At 60.0% G+C, this 17,709-nt stretch carries 14 protein-coding genes and 1 pseudogene; 8 read left to right on the top strand and 7 right to left on the bottom strand.

Features of this window, described 5'->3' with window-relative positions; genetic code table 11:
• Window positions 1–86: 86 nt before the first annotated feature.
• Both ACYZT6_RS17515 and ACYZT6_RS17510 read left to right on the top strand, forming a co-directional pair.
• Complete coding sequence (locus tag ACYZT6_RS17515) at window positions 87–707, top strand: response regulator (RefSeq protein ID WP_462027972.1); 621 nt, start codon at window positions 87–89, stop codon at window positions 705–707.
• Window positions 708–3,932, top strand: coding sequence for a transporter substrate-binding domain-containing protein (locus ACYZT6_RS17510; RefSeq protein WP_462027971.1), 3,225 nt, complete (start codon window positions 708–710; stop codon window positions 3,930–3,932). It begins immediately after the preceding gene.
• A 3-nt stretch (window positions 3,933–3,935) separates the two neighbouring features.
• Here ACYZT6_RS17510 and dkgB read toward each other — a convergent pair whose 3' ends face one another.
• The 3 genes from dkgB to ACYZT6_RS17495 form a co-directional block, all read right to left on the bottom strand.
• On the bottom strand, window positions 3,936–4,739 hold the full coding sequence (gene dkgB, locus ACYZT6_RS17505) for a 2,5-didehydrogluconate reductase DkgB (protein ID WP_462027970.1): 804 nt from the start codon (window positions 4,737–4,739) through the stop codon (window positions 3,936–3,938).
• A 208-nt stretch (window positions 4,740–4,947) separates the two neighbouring features.
• Window positions 4,948–5,487, bottom strand: coding sequence for a PaaI family thioesterase (locus tag ACYZT6_RS17500; protein ID WP_462027969.1), 540 nt, complete (start codon window positions 5,485–5,487; stop codon window positions 4,948–4,950).
• Between the two features lie 95 nt (window positions 5,488–5,582).
• Window positions 5,583–6,491, bottom strand: a complete 909-nt coding sequence (locus ACYZT6_RS17495) for a LysR substrate-binding domain-containing protein (RefSeq protein ID WP_462027968.1) — start codon at window positions 6,489–6,491, stop codon at window positions 5,583–5,585.
• Between the two features lie 104 nt (window positions 6,492–6,595).
• Here ACYZT6_RS17495 and ACYZT6_RS17490 point away from each other — a divergent pair, with 104 nt between their 5' ends.
• The 3 genes from ACYZT6_RS17490 to ACYZT6_RS17480 all read left to right on the top strand — a co-directional run bounded on the left by ACYZT6_RS17490 (window position 6,596) and on the right by ACYZT6_RS17480 (window position 9,839).
• Window positions 6,596–7,462: a pirin family protein gene (locus tag ACYZT6_RS17490; protein WP_462027967.1), complete on the top strand. Its 867-nt coding sequence runs from the start codon at window positions 6,596–6,598 to the stop codon at window positions 7,460–7,462.
• A 126-nt stretch (window positions 7,463–7,588) separates the two neighbouring features.
• Window positions 7,589–8,215 carry an isochorismate family cysteine hydrolase YcaC gene (gene ycaC / locus ACYZT6_RS17485; protein ID WP_138968269.1) on the top strand — a complete coding sequence of 209 codons (627 nt, stop codon included), beginning with the start codon at window positions 7,589–7,591 and terminating at the stop codon, window positions 8,213–8,215.
• A 181-nt stretch (window positions 8,216–8,396) separates the two neighbouring features.
• Window positions 8,397–9,839: a mechanosensitive ion channel domain-containing protein gene (locus ACYZT6_RS17480; protein WP_462027966.1), complete on the top strand. Its 1,443-nt coding sequence runs from the start codon at window positions 8,397–8,399 to the stop codon at window positions 9,837–9,839.
• 20 nt (window positions 9,840–9,859) lie between these two features.
• Here ACYZT6_RS17480 and ACYZT6_RS17475 read toward each other — a convergent pair whose 3' ends face one another.
• Complete coding sequence (locus ACYZT6_RS17475; RefSeq protein ID WP_462027965.1) at window positions 9,860–10,300, bottom strand: hypothetical protein; 441 nt, start codon at window positions 10,298–10,300, stop codon at window positions 9,860–9,862.
• A gap of 311 nt (window positions 10,301–10,611) precedes the next feature.
• Between ACYZT6_RS17475 and ACYZT6_RS17470 the strand changes: the two genes are divergently transcribed.
• Entirely contained in the window at window positions 10,612–11,052 is a 441-nt protein-coding gene (locus tag ACYZT6_RS17470) for a carboxymuconolactone decarboxylase family protein (RefSeq protein WP_462027964.1), read from the top strand.
• On the opposite strand, the gene ACYZT6_RS17465 is transcribed toward ACYZT6_RS17470, so the two are convergent.
• From ACYZT6_RS17465 to ACYZT6_RS17455, 3 genes are all read right to left on the bottom strand, one after another.
• Window positions 11,053–12,645, bottom strand: coding sequence for a DHA2 family efflux MFS transporter permease subunit (locus ACYZT6_RS17465; protein WP_462027963.1), 1,593 nt, complete (start codon window positions 12,643–12,645; stop codon window positions 11,053–11,055).
• Window positions 12,642–13,763, bottom strand: a complete 1,122-nt coding sequence (locus ACYZT6_RS17460; protein WP_462027962.1) for an HlyD family secretion protein — start codon at window positions 13,761–13,763, stop codon at window positions 12,642–12,644. Before ACYZT6_RS17460 ends, ACYZT6_RS17465 begins: the two co-directional genes overlap by 4 nt.
• A 98-nt stretch (window positions 13,764–13,861) precedes the next feature.
• Window positions 13,862–14,626 carry an AraC family transcriptional regulator gene (locus ACYZT6_RS17455; RefSeq protein WP_462027961.1) on the bottom strand — a complete coding sequence of 255 codons (765 nt, stop codon included), beginning with the start codon at window positions 14,624–14,626 and terminating at the stop codon, window positions 13,862–13,864.
• Between the two features lie 99 nt (window positions 14,627–14,725).
• Between ACYZT6_RS17455 and ACYZT6_RS17450 the strand changes: the two are divergent.
• Window positions 14,726–15,859 (top strand): annotated as a pseudogene (locus ACYZT6_RS17450) (MFS transporter).
• 108 nt (window positions 15,860–15,967) lie between these two features.
• A complete protein-coding gene (locus ACYZT6_RS17445; protein WP_462027960.1) occupies window positions 15,968–17,701 on the top strand; it encodes a ShlB/FhaC/HecB family hemolysin secretion/activation protein in 1,734 nt (577 codons plus the stop codon).
• The last annotated feature ends 8 nt before the right edge of the window (window positions 17,702–17,709 follow it).

Here is a 17,709-nt window from a genome sequence, read left to right as displayed (position 1 = left end):
TCCATGCAAGAGTCTTGGCGCAACCGTTGCGTCTACCCCGGCGTTATCCCGTGGGCATTCGTTGAGTTTTTGCACAGGAAGTTGCCATGAAAAATGTGCTGATTGTGGACGATCATCCGGTGATTCGCGCCGCACTCAAGCTTGTACTTGAGCGGGAAGGTTTCAAACAGATTTATGAGGCGGCAAGTGTCGGGGAAGCCTTGACGATACTCCGTGAGCATAGGGTCGATCTGTTGATCCTGGATCTGGTGATGCCCGACGGCAACGGGCTGGATCTTCTGGAGCGAATCAGGTCCAGTGACTGGACATGTGTGGTGCTGGTTTTCACCTCGCTCGATCCGCTGTTTTTCCAGGAGCGTTGCATGCGGGGTGGGGCTTTGGCGTATGTCTCAAAAACCAACAGTCTGGATCAATTGCACAAGGCTGTGCACGCATTGAGGGCGGGCTATACCTATTTCGCGCAGCTAATTTCCAGACCGATGAACCCACTGCAACACAACGAAAAAAAGATGATTGACTCACTGTCCAACCGCGAGTTGACCATCTTGCAACACCTTGCCCGAGGCTTGTCCAACAAGGCGATCGCCGACGCCATGAACCTGAGCCACAAAACCGTCAGCACCTACAAAACGCGTTTGATCATAAAACTGGGGGTCGTGGCGGCGGTGCATCTGCGCGATTTCGCCATACGCAATCACCTGATCTGAGTGCGCCCGACCGTGCGTATCTTGCTGCTGATCCTGATGGTGTACCTCGTGCCGCCGGCGTTGGCCTCGATCGCCGGCGAGCCTGAGCGTTTGCAACTGCTGGGGCGTTCCACAGTGGAAAGCTACGAGGTCCATCTGGATGAACGGGACCGCCAATGGCTGCGCAACAAGCGTGTGTTGCGCCTCGGGGTGAGCGGGCCGGACTACCCGCCGTTCGAGGTGACGCGCAATCACGATGAGCTGGAAGGCATCACCGCCGACTACGCCGCACTGGTCGCGCAATTGCTGAACGTGCAGATCGAGGTGCTGCGTTATGTCACGCGTGAAGCGGCCATGGAGGCCCTCAAGTACGGTGAATTGGATCTGCTCGGGACCTCGAACAACTTCGAACTGGCCGACCCCGAGCTGAACCTCTCCAATGCCTACGCTGAAGATCAGCCGATGCTGGTCACCCGACTGGACGAGCGCATGCCCGAAGATCTGGCGGGTAAACGCATTGCCATGGCCGATGATTATCTGCCGGCGCAGACCGTTGAATCGTTCTATCCCGAGGCCAGCCTGCAACGTTATCCGTCAGCGCTCGATGCACTCGGGGCGGTGGCGTACGGGCAGGAAGACGCGTATCTGGGGGACCTCATCAGCGCCAATTACCTGATCAACAACAACTACTTCAATTCCGTTCATCTGGTGGGGCCGTCGGGCCTCGACGCTAACCCGTTTGGCTTCGCACTGGCTCGGGACAACCTGCCGCTGAAGGACCTCATCGACAAGGCGCTGGCGGCGATCCCCATGGAGCAGCGCTCGGTCATCGAACAGCGCTGGAGCGCCGGCAGGGCGAAAGTGGCGGGGCAGCAGCGCGTGAGTCTGAGTGAGAGTGAACAGCGCTGGCTGGATCAGCACCCGACGGTCAATGTGGGCGCTGTGGAAAATTTTGCGCCGTTGACGTTCTACGATCCCGAGGGGCGATTCAGTGGGTTGACGGCGCAATTGTTGACGCTGATCAGCCAGCGCAGCGGTTTGAATTTCCAAGTGCTGCGAGGCCAATCCCTGGACCAACAGATCCAGCGGCTCAAGGCCGGCGAGATCGACGTCTTGCCCGCCATCATCCCCACGACGGAAGACGTCGCCGGACTGCACTTTACCCGGTCGTATGTGACCAATCCGTACACGCTGGTCAGTGCAACAACCTCCGATAGCCCGAAGACGCTGGACGATCTGGCCGGTAAACGCCTGGCGATTTATCCCCGTCATCCGATGCGCGCATTCATTCAGGCGCGGGCGCCGCAGGTGCAGATGGTGGACGTGCAAAACCCGGCCCAAGGTCTGGAATTTGTGGCGAAGGGGCAGGCCGATGCCGCGCTCAGTTCTTTGTTCATGACCCGCTACCTGATTGCCCGGTATTACCAGGGACGTTTACGGATCAGCAGCACCGTAGGCGATGAACCGGCGCGCATCGCCATGGCAACTGGCCGTGACGAGCCGGTGTTGAACTCGATTTTGAACAAGGCGCTGCTGAGCATTTCGCCTGGGGAAATCGACGATCTGGTCGCCCGCTGGAGCAATGATGTGGTGGTCGATGACAGTTATTGGCTGCGTCATCGCCAAGGTATTTTGCAGGCGTTTGTCGCGGCCGCGGCCTTGTTGTTGCTGGCCCTTGGGTGGATCGCCTGGCAGCGTCGGCAGATTCGCCAGCGCCAGCAGTGGATGCAGCAGTTACAGGAGGCCAAGGATGCGGCGGACGATGCCAACCGCGCGAAAACCACATTCCTGGCGACCATGAGCCATGAAATCCGCACACCAATCAATGCCCTGATCGGCTTTCTGGAAATGGCCTGCAAGCGTGCAGAAGAGGGCGTCGCCGATCGCATCGCCCTCGAAGTCGCCTCCACGGCGGCGCAGCAGTTGCTGGCGTTGATCGGCGACATTCTGGACATCGCGCGCATCGAGTCCGGGCATTTATCGCTGACGCCCGAACGCGTCAATCTGCGTGATCTGGTGGCGTCGGTGTGCCGGATCTTTGAAGGACTGGCCCGGGAAAAGCACCTGGCCTGGCGCGTCGACCTGGACCCGCACAGCGATCGCGATGTGTTGATCGACCCCACACGTTTCAAGCAAGTGCTGTCCAATCTGTTGAGCAATGCGATCAAGTTCACCCGCGAAGGCGAAGTGAGCCTGACGCTTCGGGTAACACCCGGTACGTCGGGGCATCTGGTGGTGAGTGTGCTTATTCAAGACAGTGGCATTGGTATCAGCGCGGCCGACCAGCAGCGATTGTTCAGTCCGTTCGTTCAGGCCGGTAACAGCCCGCAATCCGCGCGCAAGGGTTCCGGGCTGGGGTTGGTGATCAGCCGCACGTTGTGCGAAATGATGGGCGGCCGGCTGGTGCTGCGCAGCGTCCTTGGACAGGGTTCGCAGGTCGAGATCAGCCTGTCGCTGATCGCGTTGAAAGCGCTGCCTGCCGATGAAGCGGTGAACAGGGCGGTGGTGCCAGTCCCCACGAGATCACTGACGGTTCTGGTGGTCGACGATCACCCGGCCAATCTGCTGTTGCTCACAAGTCAGCTGAAGTATCTGGGGCATTGCGTGATGGAGGCCGAGGATGGTAAGCAAGGGCTGGAACTGTGGCGGGCACACGAGTTTGATGTGGTCATCACTGACTGCAATATGCCAAAGCTCAACGGTTATGAATTGACTGGCGCGATACGCGATGAAGAGCGCGCGCAAGGCCTGCCGCCGACGCTGATTCTGGGTTTTACCGCCAATGCGCAGCCTGAAGAAAAGGTCCTGTGCCTTGAAGCGGGCATGGACGACTGCCTGTTCAAACCCATTCGGCTGGCGGATCTGAGTGGGTGGTTGGCTGACCGGTTCGCAGAGACGACGAGCGAACCACCCCTATCGTCAGAGATCGACCTGAGCGGGCTGGAGCAATACGTCGGTGAAGACCGGACGTTGATCAACCAATTGCTGCGCGAACTGGCAGTGACCAATCGGGATGACCGTGAACATTTGCTTCAAGCCCACGCCAGCAAAAATCTCCCCGTTCTGCAAGACCTGGCGCATCGCATCAAGGGTGGTGCGCGCATGGTCCGGGCCCAGCGGCTGATCGAATGTTGTGTGGCGCTGGAGCGTGCTTGCGCCGAGGGTCATGCGGCATTGATCGACGAGACCGTCGATCAATTGCAGGCCGCCATGCATAGTCTCGAACAGAGGCTTAAGCAGGGCTGACGCTTAATCCCAGTGCGGCGCGATGCCTTTGGGGCTGGTCAGTCGATGGCCGCGGTCCAGGGCTGCGATCAACGCCATGTCGGCCTCGTTCAATTGCAGGGCACAGGCTTGCAAATTGCTTTGCAAGTTGGCGCGTTTAGTGGAGGAGGGGATGACCGCGTAACCCAACTGCATGGCCCAGGCCAGTGTGACTTGGGCCGGTGTTGCCTGCAGGCGATCGGCGATTTGCTGGATGACCGGGTCTTTCAATACTTCGCCATAGGCCAGGGTCATGTAGGAGGTGATCTGGATGCCCTGCTGCTGGGCAATTTCGACGACCTTGCGGTTTTGCAGGTACGGGTGCAGCTCGATCTGGTTGGTGGCGATGTTCTCGGCTCCGACCGCTGCAATCGCCTGCTGCATCAGGTCGACCGTGAAGTTGGAGACGCCGATCTGCCGGGTCAGGCCCAGTCGTTTGGCTTCGAGCAAGGCCCCCATGAATTCCTCGACCGGCACTTGATCTTCCGGGGACGGCCAGTGGATCAGCGTCAGGTCCAGGTAATCGGTCTGCAGTTTGCGCAGGCTCTCTTTGAGGCTGTCGATCAACCGCTCTTTGGCAAAGTTGGCGACCCAGATTTTGCTGGTGATGAACAGCTCTTCACGGGCGATACCGCTGGCGGCGATGGCCTCGCCGACCTCGGCTTCGTTTTCGTAGATTTGCGCGGTGTCGATTACCCGGTAGCCCAGCGCAAGGCCGGTGCTCACCGAATCGATGACCACCTGGCCTTGCAAGCGAAAGGTACCGAGACCGAATGCGGGAATAGACATCAATGACTCCAGGGGTTGCAGTGGGAATGGACAGGAGTATCCCCGGCTGCCTCCCTGGGAAAAACCGCTGGATCGGCAAAGCAATGTTTACCGCAAGTCATGAATCAAAAGATCGCAGCCTCGTTTCACTCGACAGCTGCTACACAGTACTCAATCCCTTGTAGCAGCTGTCGAGTGAAACGAGGCTGCGATCTTTCGATCTTAAGCCTTACGCCCGAGCCTCAAGAATCATGCAAGTAGTCGACCCGGTCGCGTACAACCGCCCATCCACATCATAGATCCGCCCCTCGGCCAGCGCGGTGGAACGGCCCAAATGCACGATTTTGCCCTCGGCCCGAACCGGTCCGCTGGCACCGGTCAATGCGCGGACGTAGCTGATGCGCAAGTCCAGCGTCGTATACCCCTGGCCCTTCTTCAGTTGCGTATGAATCGCGCAGCCCATGCACGAATCCAGCAAGGTCGCCGCGTAGCCGCCATGCACGCTGCCCAGCGGGTTGTAATGCCGCGAATCTGGCGTGCCCTGGAAAATGAACAGCCCGGCCGACCATTCGATCGGGATGAAATCCATCAAGGCGCCGATGGGCGGTGAAGGCAGTACACCGTCGCCGATACCCTCGAAAAACTCGGCGGGCGACAGCGCGCTGACCTCGGCCATGGACAAACTGCCCGGCCCGGCCAGACGCGAGCGCATGGCCTGTTCCTGGGCGATCCATTGGGCGAGGGTGGCGTCGCGGTTGGGGCTTTGCATGATGATGTCCTCAGGCGGGAGCGGATATTATGGTTGTAATCTGCATCGATATTATGTCCGAAATAAAAACTCCGCCAGCCCCGTGTGTCGCGTTATCAAGCGATATCGCTGAGGTTGAATTCCTCGCCTAAAAAGTCGATCAACGCTCTGACCGAGGGCAGCAACCCGCGACGTGACGGAAAGATCGCGTGCACGATTCCGCATTTCGGTGCCCAGCCCGGCACCAGTTCAACCAATCGCCCGGCAACGATGTCATCACGCACCACCACGCTCGGCAGGTGTGCAACGCCGATCCCGGCGAGCACGGCATGGCGCAAGGCCAACAGGTCATCGGTGACCATGCGCGGTGCGTGTCGAATCATCGCACTGGCGCCGTCTGCGCCGAACAATTCCCACTGATATTCACGCTGCGCCGCGCCCCAGTGCAGGCTCGGCAAACCACTGAGGTCGGCCGGGGAGGCGGGCGACGACAGGCGTTCGCGAAAGGCCGGGCTGCCCACCAGGCACTGCGTACTGTTGCCCAGCACCTTCATCACCATGTCGGTGTTTTCCAGCGGTGGAAAGCGCACCCGCAGGGCAATGTCGAACCCCTCGTGGATCAGGTCGACCCGGCGGTTGGTGCTCTCGATGAACAACTCCACCAACGGGTATTTGAGCATGTAGCGGGTCAGCATCGGCCCGACCCAGGAGTTGAGCAGCGCTGTCGGGCAACTGATGCGCACCAGCCCTTGCGGCTCGGAACGATTGCGTTCGATGAGTTCGGCGGCGCTTTCCGCTTCCACACGCATGGCCAGGCAGCGCTGGTAATAAGCCTGGCCGATTTCAGTCAGCGAACAGTGTCGGCTGGTGCGGTGCAGCAGGCGTACACCGAGGCGTTCCTCAAGGTCGGCAATGCGCCGGCTGAGCTTGGACTTGGGCATGTCCAGTGCCCGCCCGGCCGGGGCGAAACCGCCGTGTTCCACCACTTGGGTGAAGTAGTAAAGGGTGTTGAGGTCTTCCACCATCGTTCTCCAGATAGAACGCTAAGGCTGATTTTTGCAGTCTAGTGCATCAAAGGCTGCGGTTTTAAGCTTTATCCATCGCGTCAAACAACGAATTTGGAGGCAGGATGAAAAACATCATTGGTATCTACACCAGCCCACGGACCCACTGGGTCGGCGACGGTTTTCCGGTTTGCACGCTGTTTTCCTACGACAACCTCGGCAAACACATCAGTCCGTTTTTGCTTCTCGATCATGCGGGCCCTGCTGAATTCACCCCGACCACCGAACGTCGTGGCGTTGGTCAGCATCCGCACCGGGGGTTCGAAACCGTGACTATCGTTTACAAGGGCGAACTGGAGCACCGCGACTCCACCGGCAGCGGCGGCAAGATTGGCCCTGGCGATGTGCAATGGATGACCGCGGCCTCGGGAATTCTCCATGAGGAATTCCACTCCGAAGGGTTCGCCAAAACCGGCGGCACCCTGGAAATGGTTCAGCTGTGGGTCAACCTGCCGGCCCGGGACAAAATGGCCGATGCCGGTTACCAGACGATTCTCGATGGCGACATCCCGAGCATCCCGCTCAAGGACAAGGCCGGCAGCCTGCGCTTGATCGCTGGCGAGTTCGAGGGGCACACCGGTCCGGCGCGCACGTTCACACCGATCGACGTCTGGGATCTGCGCCTCAACGGCGGCAAGTCGCTGACCCTGGACTTGCACGAAGGTCGTAACACGGCGCTGGTGGTGCTGCGCGGCACGGTTCAGGTCAACGGCCAGGAACTGGTGCGCGAAGGGCAGTTGGCGTTGTTCGAGCGCGATGGCCATCAGCTCAGCCTGGAAGCCAATAACGACGCCGTGGTGTTGCTGCTCAGCGGCGAGCCGATCGACGAACCGATTGTCGGCCACGGCCCGTTCGTGATGAACAGTGAGCAAGAGATTCATCAGGCCTTTGCTGACTTCCAGTCAGGCCGGTTCGGTCGGATGAGCGATTGAACACATTGTTGTACTGCGCTGGCGCGCCGGACTTGGGCGACTACCCTTGTCTGGCCGCGTTTAAGCCACATCAGGATTCATTCAAGCCGGCCCGTTCGGCATCGATAAAAAGCGAGGATTACTCCCATGACTACTTCTTACAAACGTCTCGACAAGGATAACGCCGCCGTTCTGTTGGTGGATCATCAAGCGGGCCTGCTTTCTCTGGTGCGCGACATCGAGCCCGACCGTTTCAAGAACAACGTGCTGGCCCTGGCTGACCTGGCCAAGTACTTCAAGCTGCCGACCATCCTCACTACCAGTTTCGAAACCGGCCCGAACGGCCCGCTGGTGCCCGAACTCAAGGCGCTGTTCCCGGACGCGCCGTACATTGCCCGTCCCGGCCAGATCAATGCCTGGGACAACGAAGACTTCGTCAAGGCGATCAAGGCGACCGGCAAGAAACAGCTGATCATCGCTGGCGTGGTGACTGAGGTTTGCGTGGCTTTCCCGGCACTCTCGGCCCTGGCTGAAGGCTTCGACGTGTTCGTGGTGACCGACGCTTCCGGCACCTTCAACGAACTGACCCGTCAATCGGCCTGGGACCGCATGTCGTCCTCCGGCGCGCAATTGATGACCTGGTTCGGCCTGGCCTGTGAGCTGCACCGCGACTGGCGCAACGACGTGGAAGGCCTGGGCACCTTGTTCTCCAACCACATCCCGGATTACCGCAACCTGTTCACCAGCTACAACGCCCTGACCAACAGCAAGTAATCACTGACACACATCACCCCTGTAGGAGCCGGCTTGCTGGCGATAGCGGTAGAGCAGTCAACAATTCAGTGACTGTCAGACCGCCATCGCCAGCAAGCCGGCTCCTACAGTGTTTTGTGTTGTTCTGAAGGCATCAATTGCTCCTACACTGTGCCCATCCGTACATGGCTGGAGTCGCTTGATGCTGTCACTGCTTACCAATCACCCCTTGATCTGCGCGCTGGTCCTGATCCTGATCGATCTCGGATTGTGGCGCTTGATCAGTGCCAATGGCAGCAACTGGAAACTGGTCGTGCGGCTGGTGATTTTCGCGTTGTTCAGCATTCTCCTGTTCAACGAAGGCATGAACCCGCTGGAGCCGGCACCCTGGGCCGATAACGTGCCCCTGCACCTGGCGGCCACGGGGTTGCAGATCGGCTGGTGGCTGTTCGGCGCGCGTACTTTGACGGTGTTGATCGGTGCGGTGATGATGCAGCGGGTCGGGCATACCGGGCGGTTGCTCCAGGATTTGCTCGGTGCGGTGATCTTTTTGATCGCCGTCATCGCCGCCCTGGCCTACGTGCTCGAACTGCCGGTAAAAGGCGTGCTCGCCACCTCCGGTGCGTTGGCGATCATCGTCGGCCTGGCCTTGCAAAGCACCCTCAGCGACGTGTTCTCCGGGATCGTCCTCAACACCACCAAACCCTATCAACTGGATGACTGGATCTCCATTGACGGCACCGAAGGCAAGGTCACCGACATCGATTGGCGCGCCACGCGCCTGCAAACCTCCCAGGGCAGCATGGCGGTGATTCCCAACTCGCTGGCGGCCAAGGCCAAGATCATCAACTTCAGCCGGCCCAGCGATATGTTCGGCGTCTCGATCAGCCTGCAACTGAGCCCGCACGCGCGCCCGCAAACGGTGCTCGACGCGCTGGAGCGGGCGATGCAGGGTTGCCGTTATCTGTTGAGCAAGCCGGCGCCAAATGTATCGTTGAAAGGTTCCAGCGCCAGTGGCGTGGAGTACGAAATCAGCGGCTTCGTGGTCTCCATGGATCAGAAACGCATGGTCCGCAATCTGTTGTTCGACCTGGCGTACCGGCACTTGCAGGCGTCCGGGGTCAGCCTGTTGTCGAGCGTCGAATCCAACGCGCCTGCCGAGCTGTCACGGCCGCGGGCGCTGCTGGACAGCTCGAACATCTTCTCGACCCTGCGTCAGGAAGAGAAAGAAACCTTTAGCCAGAACATGAAGCTGCAAACCTTCCGCGCCGGTGAAATGATCCTGCCGGCGGGGGAGGTCAGCGATCATCTGTTCATCATCGAATCGGGTGTGGTCTCGGTGCAATTGAGCCGCGGCGGGGTCAAGTTTGAATCCGGGCGCATGGGGCCGGGCGAGGTGATCGGCGAGGGCGGGGTGTTGTCCGATACCGCGTTGCCGGCCGAGTTCAGCGCCAAGACTGCCTGCAGTTTGTACCGGATCGAGAAGGACTACCTCAAGCCATGCCTGGATGCGCGCCACGACATCAGCGAAGCGATGAAGGCGTTGCTGGATTTCCGCTTGCACAAGGCGCAGACCCTGACCCAGGAAGTGCCGAAGGTGGTCGAGAAGAAAGGGTTTTTGCAGTGGTTGCGTAATAGGGCATAGAGGGGGTTACGGGTGTTCCTCTAGGCAAGATCGTAAAGCTCCAGGTTATCCAGCATCACTAAATTGTTGGCTGTACCGCGCTCGATACTCAGGACGACTGTGTATTCATGTGGAAACCCGATTGGAATCGTTTTGAAAGTAACACTCAAACCTGTCCAGTCGGCAGAGGTAGGGATGACTGTTCTCTCCTGGTAATCCCTACCGTTAACTACGACTGAATAGTGGTTATTCTGATCCGGTGTTTGGAATGAGAATTGAAGTTGGTAAGTGGCGTCGGGTCTCAGCGTCCAGGATTTGGTCAGGGCCGTCTCCAGAACGTCTGAAAGGGCGAACGCCGCACAGTAGTTATCGCCCCTGCGAATAATTTCGCCTGGTTGTTCCTTCTGGGTTTTTTCCCAATTGTTCCAGTTGAGGTCTTCAAAGTCGGTTTTATCGATGAGGTCCACTTTGGGTTTGTTCATCGTTCTGCTCCTTGCGATCGAGTCGGTTTGTTTAATCCTCATTGCGACTCCAGTTAGCCTCAATGTGATCTGACCCGCTACTGTCAGAGTTGACAGGTTGTACCGGCGATCGGAGTGTGTCGCGAAAGTACAAATGCGGGAGCGAGCTTGCTCGCGAAGACTGCAGCAGGCCCGCCGCAGAACCTGCGGATCAGCAATCAACCGTCGCCAAATCCTTCAATGGCCTCCTCGACTTCTGAAATATTGGCTATTTGTCAGCGGCGCCGACAGGACTAACTTAGCTCCACCCCCACTTACCATTGGAGCCCACCATGAAACCTCGCATCGATTTCTACACCGCATCCCCCGACGCACTCAAAGCCATGATCGCGCTGGAAACCGCGGTGTCGAAACTGCCGTTGGAGAAGACCCTAATCGAACTGGTCAAGCTGCGCACTTCGCAGATCAACGGCTGCGCCTTCTGCCTGGATATGCACAGCGCCGATGCCCGCAAGGGCGGTGAAGACGAGCGCCGTCTGTACACACTCACGGCCTGGCGTGAAACGCCGTTCTTCACCCCCCGTGAACGTGCGGCGCTGGCGTGGACCGAGTCCCTGACGCTGCTGAGTCAGACTCACGCGCCGGATGAGGACTACGAACTGGCGGCGTCCGAGTTCAGCCCGAAGGAATTGGTCGACTTGACCGTGGCGATTACCACGATCAACGCCTGGAACCGTCTGGCGGTCGGCTTCCGCAAAATGCCTCAAGCCTGATCAGTGAGCGTCTGCTGACGGCGCGGCCGGTGGCTGCACCTTGCGCATCAAGGGCACCATCGCCGTTGCAATGATGAAGCAGACCATGATCATCAGAAACGCATCGCCATAGGTCTGGGTCTGGGCTTCGCGGTAGGTCAGCAGCCAGAGCTGATGCAGGCTGGCGGTGACGCCGGCATCGCCGCTCTGGCCGAGGGCCGCGAAGTTATTGCCGACCTGGGACAGCCATTGATTCAGCGATTCGTTGGTGCTGTTCAGGTGTTCCGCCAACCGGGTGAAGTGCAGGTTGGTGCGGTCGTTGAGAATGGTCGCGCACGCGGCGATGCCGATGGCGCCCCCCAGGTTTCGCATCAGGTTGAATAGCCCCGAAGCATGTTTGAGCCGCGCCGGTGCCAGTCCGCCGAGGGTCAATGTCACCGCTGGCGGCACGGCCAGTTGCTGGGCAATTCCGCGCAAGGCTTGCGGCAGCATCAATTCTTTAGCCCCCCAGTCATGGGTGATCGGGCTGAAATCCCACATCGACAGCGCGAACAGCCCGAGGCCGGTCATCATGATCCAGCGCAGGTCAATGCGATTGGCCAGAAAGGCGTACAGCGGAATCGCCATGATCTGGAACACCCCGGTGGAGAAAACCGCCAGACCAATGTCCAGCGCACCGTAGCCACGTACCCGGCCAAGAAACAGCGGCGTCAGGTAAATGGTCGCGAACAGGCCGATGCCGGTGACGAACGAGAAGAAACAGCCGAGGGCGAAGTTGCGGTCTTTCAAGGCGCGCAAATCGACGATCGGGTTGGCCACGTGTAGGGTTCGGCCGATGAAGGCCAGTCCGGCCAAGCCGCTGATCCATGCGGTGGTCAGAATCGTGCTGTCACTGAACCAGTTCCAGCGCGGGCCTTCTTCGAGGGTGTATTGCAGGCAGCCGAGAAACAGCGCCATGAACACCATGCTCAAATAGTCGGCGCCCTTGAGCAGCGACAGTTCCGGCTGGTCGATTTTCACCAGCATCGGCACCGCCACAGCGACGAAAATACCCGGCACCAGGTTGATGTAGAACAGCCAGTGCCAGGATGAAATGTCGGTGATCCAGCCACCAATCACCGGCCCCAGCGTCGGTGCCAGCGAAGCCACTGCGCCGATGGTCGCGGCCGCGATCACCCGTTGTTTGCCGGTGAAGAAAAAAAACGCGGTGGTGAACACCAGCGGGATCATCGAGCCGCCGAGAAAGCCTTGCAGGGCACGGAAGGCGATCATGCTCTGGATGTTCCAGGCCGCGCCGCAGAGCAGGCTGGCCAGAGTGAAACCCACCGCTGAAGCGCAAAACAGCCAACGCGTCGAGAACACCCGCGACAGCCAGCCAGACAAAGGAATCACGATGATCTCGGCGATCAGGTAACTGGTTTGCACCCACGCCGTTTCGTCGGTGCCGGCCGAGAGTCCGCCGCCAATGTCACGCAACGAGGCGGAAACAATCTGGATATCCAGCAGCGCAATGAACATGCCGATGCACATGGTGGCGAAGGCGAAGACCTTGGTCGCCGTCGCCATGCTGGCAGCATTGAACGGTTGCGCGGGGGCGGCGAGGGCGCGGCTCATGGCGCGCTGGCCACGGCTGGGGTTTCAGGCTCTTTGCGGGTGTCCACTTCAGCGGTCACCGACAGCCCTGGACGCAGATGACCGAGCACGCCATCGGCCGGATCTAGGATGATTCTCACCGGTACTCGCTGAACGATTTTGGTGAAGTTGCCGGTGGCGTTTTCCGGCGGCAGCACGCTGAACTGTGAGCCACTGGCCGGCGCCAGGCTATCCAGATGACCGTGGAATTCCTGCCCGGACAGCACGTCGGCATGAATGACCACCCGCTGCCCCGGAATCATGCGCGCCAGTTGATCTTCCTTGAAATTGGCATCGACCCAAAGACCACTGGACGGTACAACCGACAGCAGTTGCGAACCGGCCTGCGCGTAGGCACCGGCCCGCGCCCGGCGATTGCCGATCACGCCGTCCACCGGGGCTTTGAGTTCGGTGTAACCCACGTTCAATTGCGCCAGATCACGTTCGGCGTGGGCTTGCATCAGTGCGGCGCGGGCTTGCTGTTTTTGCGTTGCGATCACGTTCAGCTGACGTTGCGCGGCCAGCAGTTCGGCCTGAGCCCGCGAGCTGAGCGCCTGAGCAGTCTTGAACGTCGCGTCGGCGCGTTGGGCACTTTCCACCGACACCGCATTGCTGCCGACCAGTTTTTTGTAGCGCGCATTGTCGTCCCGCGAGCGGGCGGTTTCGGCACCGGCGGCATCGATGCCGGCGCGGGCCTGGCCGATCACTGCGTGTTGCAGTTGTTCGGTGGCGTCGAGGTTGGCGAGCAACGCTTCTTCGGCGGCCACCGCGCCTTCGGCCTTGGTCAGGTTGGCGCGGTAGTCGCGGGAGTCGAGGCGGATCAGCACATCGCCGGCCTTGACCTTCTGATTGTCGGTGACAAGCACTTCTTCGATATACCCCGCGACTTTCGGGCCGATCACCGTCACGTCGCCGCCGATGTAGGCATCGTCGGTTTCTTCGATGAAGCGGCCGGCTGTCCACCAGTGAGTCGCGTAGAGCCCGGCAAATACCAGAGCCGCGATGGCCGCCGTCAGCAGGATCAACCGTTTGAGCAGGGGAGGCTTGGGTTTGCTCACCGGGACTGCAACGTCGGGTTCGAGGCTGGGCATGCTGGTCATTGAGTGATTACCTGTGGAAAGCGGGTCTTTATTACGTGCGTAATATGACGTAGGTAATATTTCGTGGCAAATGATTTCTGCTGCCGGCCGTCAGGTGCTTACTTGAGCCAATGGCCAGGGGTGGTGCCGGTCATGTCCTTGAAGAACGCGATAAACGCGCTGTCGCTGGCAAATCCCGATTCGAAAGCGCTGTAGCTGATGCTGCGTCCGGTGGCGAGCAGTTCCATGGCGCGCATCAGCCGCCACTGTTGACGCCATTGCTGATAACTCATGCCGGTTTCACGCTGGAAAATTCGCCCGATGGTGCGGCCGCTGGCGCCGATCTGTTGTTCCAGCACCTGAAGTTCCGGCGGCAGTTTTTCGGGCGTTGCCAGTAGCGGTGCCAGGCGTTTGTCCCACGGCAAAGGCAACAGCATCGATTGCTGCACCGCATCGCGAATTTCGCTCAGACAAAGTCCCAGCAGGTGAACGAATTTGCCCTGCTGCCAATCGGTGTCGAACTCGGCGAGCGCGATCGGCTCCAGCACCGCTCGCAGCAACGGGCTGACTTCAATCACGCAGACCTCTTGCGGAAGCTCGGCGCACGCATCCGCTGTCAGGTAAATGGAGCGGTAGTCGACGCTCTGCTGCATCACGGCGCGGTGTTCAATCCCCGGCGGAATCCACGCTGCACGGGAGGGCGGTAACAGGCACAACTGCTGCGCGAGGGTGATGCGCGTGCAGCCCTGACGGGTGAACAGTAACTGCCCGCGCTGATGCCGATGCAGTCCGGAATCGTGATCGCCCAAGGTCGCGGCGATGCCGACCACCGACGCCGAGTACCGATCGGGATTGAACCTCGTGTGTGCATCAATCCAGGCCATGATTGTCCGATTTTAACGATTAAATGTCAGAATCTGGATAGTACGTCAGTCAGCGCTCTTTAAGCTGCTCGCCAGTTTTTCTTGAAGAGTGAAGTCGTGATGAATTCCAAAAGCCTGTTGATACTGGCGATCGCGTTGCTGATGTTTCCGCAGATAGCTCAAACCCTTTACAGCCCGGCACTGGCGGACATCGGCCAGGTCTTTGCCGTCGCCCCGCAACAAGCCGCACAAACTCTGTCGGTGTATTTCCTGGCGTTTGCCTTCGGCGTGGTGGTGTGGGGGCGGATGTGCGACCGCATCGGCCGTCGCCCCTCGATGCTCGCCGGGTTGGCGTTGTATGCCGGTGCCTCGGTATTGGCGCTGAACACCCATACGTTCGATGCGTTGCTGATGGCCCAGGCGCTGGCCGCATTCGGTGCGGCAGTGGGCTCGGTCGTCACGCAAACCCTGTTGCGCGACCGCTTCAAAGGCGCGGAACTGGCGCAGGTGTTTTCGGTGATGGGCATCGCACTGGCGGCCAGCCCCGCGATAGGCCTGTTCACCGGAGCGAGCCTGGTGCAATTGTTTGGCTATCGAGGCGTGTTGGGATGCCTGTTGCTGTTGTCCTCGGCGTTATGGCTTTGGTGCCTGCGCACCTTGCCGGAAACCCGACCGCAAAATGTAAGGACACCGGCTCTGTTCGAGACGCTGTGGAGGATGCTGCAAGACCGCGATATCTGGCGCTCGACGCTGTTGGTGGCGCTGTTCAACATTGCCTTGTTCAGCTACTACAGCCTCGGCCCGTTCATGTTTCAGCGACTGGGCATGAGTGCGCAATGGTTTGGCTACAGCGGGGTAATTCTCGCCTTGGGTTCCGGCCTCGGTGCATGGCTCAACAAACGATTGCTGGCTCGCGGGTTCAAGGGCCCGCAGATGATTCGGCTCGCGGCAGCGTTGGCATTGTCGGGTGGAGCGGGCGTCTGGCTGATGCAGGACAGTGGTCTGTTTGTGCTGGCGATGGTGCTGGTGGTGCTGGCATTCGGCATGGCGATCCCGAACATCCTCGGCGCTGCTTTGGCCAACTATGGCGATCGGCTGGGCACGGCCGGTGCGCTGTTTGGTTTGCTGTATTACCTGCTGATCGGTGGTGGGTTGATGCTTGCAGCCTGGGGCTAGGCGCTGGGCATAACGTTGGTGTTGTGTGGCGCGTTCGCCTTGTTGTTGGTGATAACAGCAAGCAAACCAATTGTTTAAAAAATGTAAGCGCTGTAGGACGCGTCTTGCATTTGTGTAGGAACGATCTGACTATCACCGGCATTGATGGGGTGGCATTAAGCCATTTGATGATGACAAGGATGTTGAGTGCCGGATTCGTTTCACGTTGTACCTCGTCGTAGATCCTCGCCTTGCACGCTGTTGTTGGCTTCGTTGTTGAGCCTGAGTGCTTCTGCACTCCAGGCGGCAGAGCCTCCCGCTCCAGGTCAGGAAGTGCTGCGCCAGCAACAACAGCAACAGCAACAGCGCGACCTGCAACAACTGCAACTGGATCAGCGCCGTCGGCAACTGGAACGCGGCAGTTTTGGTCCGGCGCAGGTGGCGCCGGCCGTCCCCGCCAGTGTGCCCGCCGATGAACGCTGCTGGCCCCTAAGTGGCACGCGCGTAGGCGGCGTCACCCTGATCAGCAGCCAAACGCTCAACGAGCGGATCAAGCCGCAACTGTCGTCCTGCATGGGCGTTGGCCAGATCAACCATCTGCTGGCGACCATCACCGGCCTCTATGTGGAAGCGGGCTACATCGCCAGTCGGCCGTACCTGCGCAGCGCACCGGCAGCCGGGCAATCGCTGGATATCGTGGTCGATGAAGGTTACGTCGAGTCCATCGAACTGGCCGACCAGAGCCTGCCGGTGTCCCTCGGCGGGGCGTTCCCCGGGATGCTCGGCAAGCCACTGTACCTGCGTGATCTTGAGCAAGGCCTGGATCAGTTGAACCGCTTGCGTTCGCTTGACCTGACCGCCGACATCGCCCCCGGCACCCAGCCCGGCGCCTCGCGGATCATCCTGCGCTCGCGCACCAGCGGTCAGTCACGCTGGGCGTTGGGCCTGGGCGTCGACAACCTCGGCAGTGCCAGCACCGGACGTGATCGCGACACCTTGAGCCTGAGCCTCGACAGTCCGCTGGAGCTCAACGACGCACTTAACGTGAGCCTCAGCGACACCCTCAATCGAGGCGATCGTTACAGCCGTAACGCCAGCATTTATTACGCCATTCCTTACGGTTACTGGACCTACAGCGTGTTCGCCAGCCATGCCGAATACCGCGCGCCGTTCAAACTCAGCACCCTGAAATTCCACAGCACCGGCATCACCGACCAGCTCAGCGTGCGCGCTGACCGGGTGTTGTGGCGCGATCAAAGCCGTCAGCTCAGCGCCAACCTGCAACTGGCCCACAAAGACGTCGACAGTTACCTGGAGGACGTTCGCCTCGGTATTCAGAGCCCGACCCTGACCGTGGCCGAAGCCGGTTTGAACCTGTTCTGGCTCAACAGCGCGGTGTGGAACCTGGACGTCAATTACGCCCAGGGCCTGCGCTGGCTCGGTGCCGACGACGATGCACAGCGCCAGGTCAGCAACCTGCCAAAGGCGCAGTTTCGCAAGTACCGCGCCGGCCTCAGCCAGTGGCGCAACGGCCGGTTCGGTCAACAGACATGGCAGTGGCAAAGTCAGTTGAACGTGCAGTACAGCCCCGATCCGCTGCCTGCCATCGAACAACTGCTCGGCACCGATGATTCCGCCGTGCGCGGTTACCGGGTCAACAGTGCGTCCGGCGCCACCGGCGCGATCTGGCGCAACACGTTACGCCTGCCGTTGCGCAGCGATTTACCGGTGCTGGTCACCCCGCGCCTGGGTCTGGACAACGGCTGGATCAAGGCCGATCACGGCGCCCAGGGCCAACGCCTGAGCGGTGCCAGTGCCGGGGTCAACCTGAGCTGGAAAAACCTGCAAGTGGACGTCGATTACCAACGCAGCCTCAACACCCCCAGCGGTTTGAAGCATGAGCCAGAGACCTGGCTGATGCGCGTGGGGTTGCAGATATGACCACCGCC

The sequence above is a fragment of the Pseudomonas sp. RT6P73 genome (genome assembly GCF_054897715.1).
The sequence above is the reverse complement of the archived record's forward strand: the minus strand, read 5'-3'. Positions and strand labels throughout refer to the sequence as shown.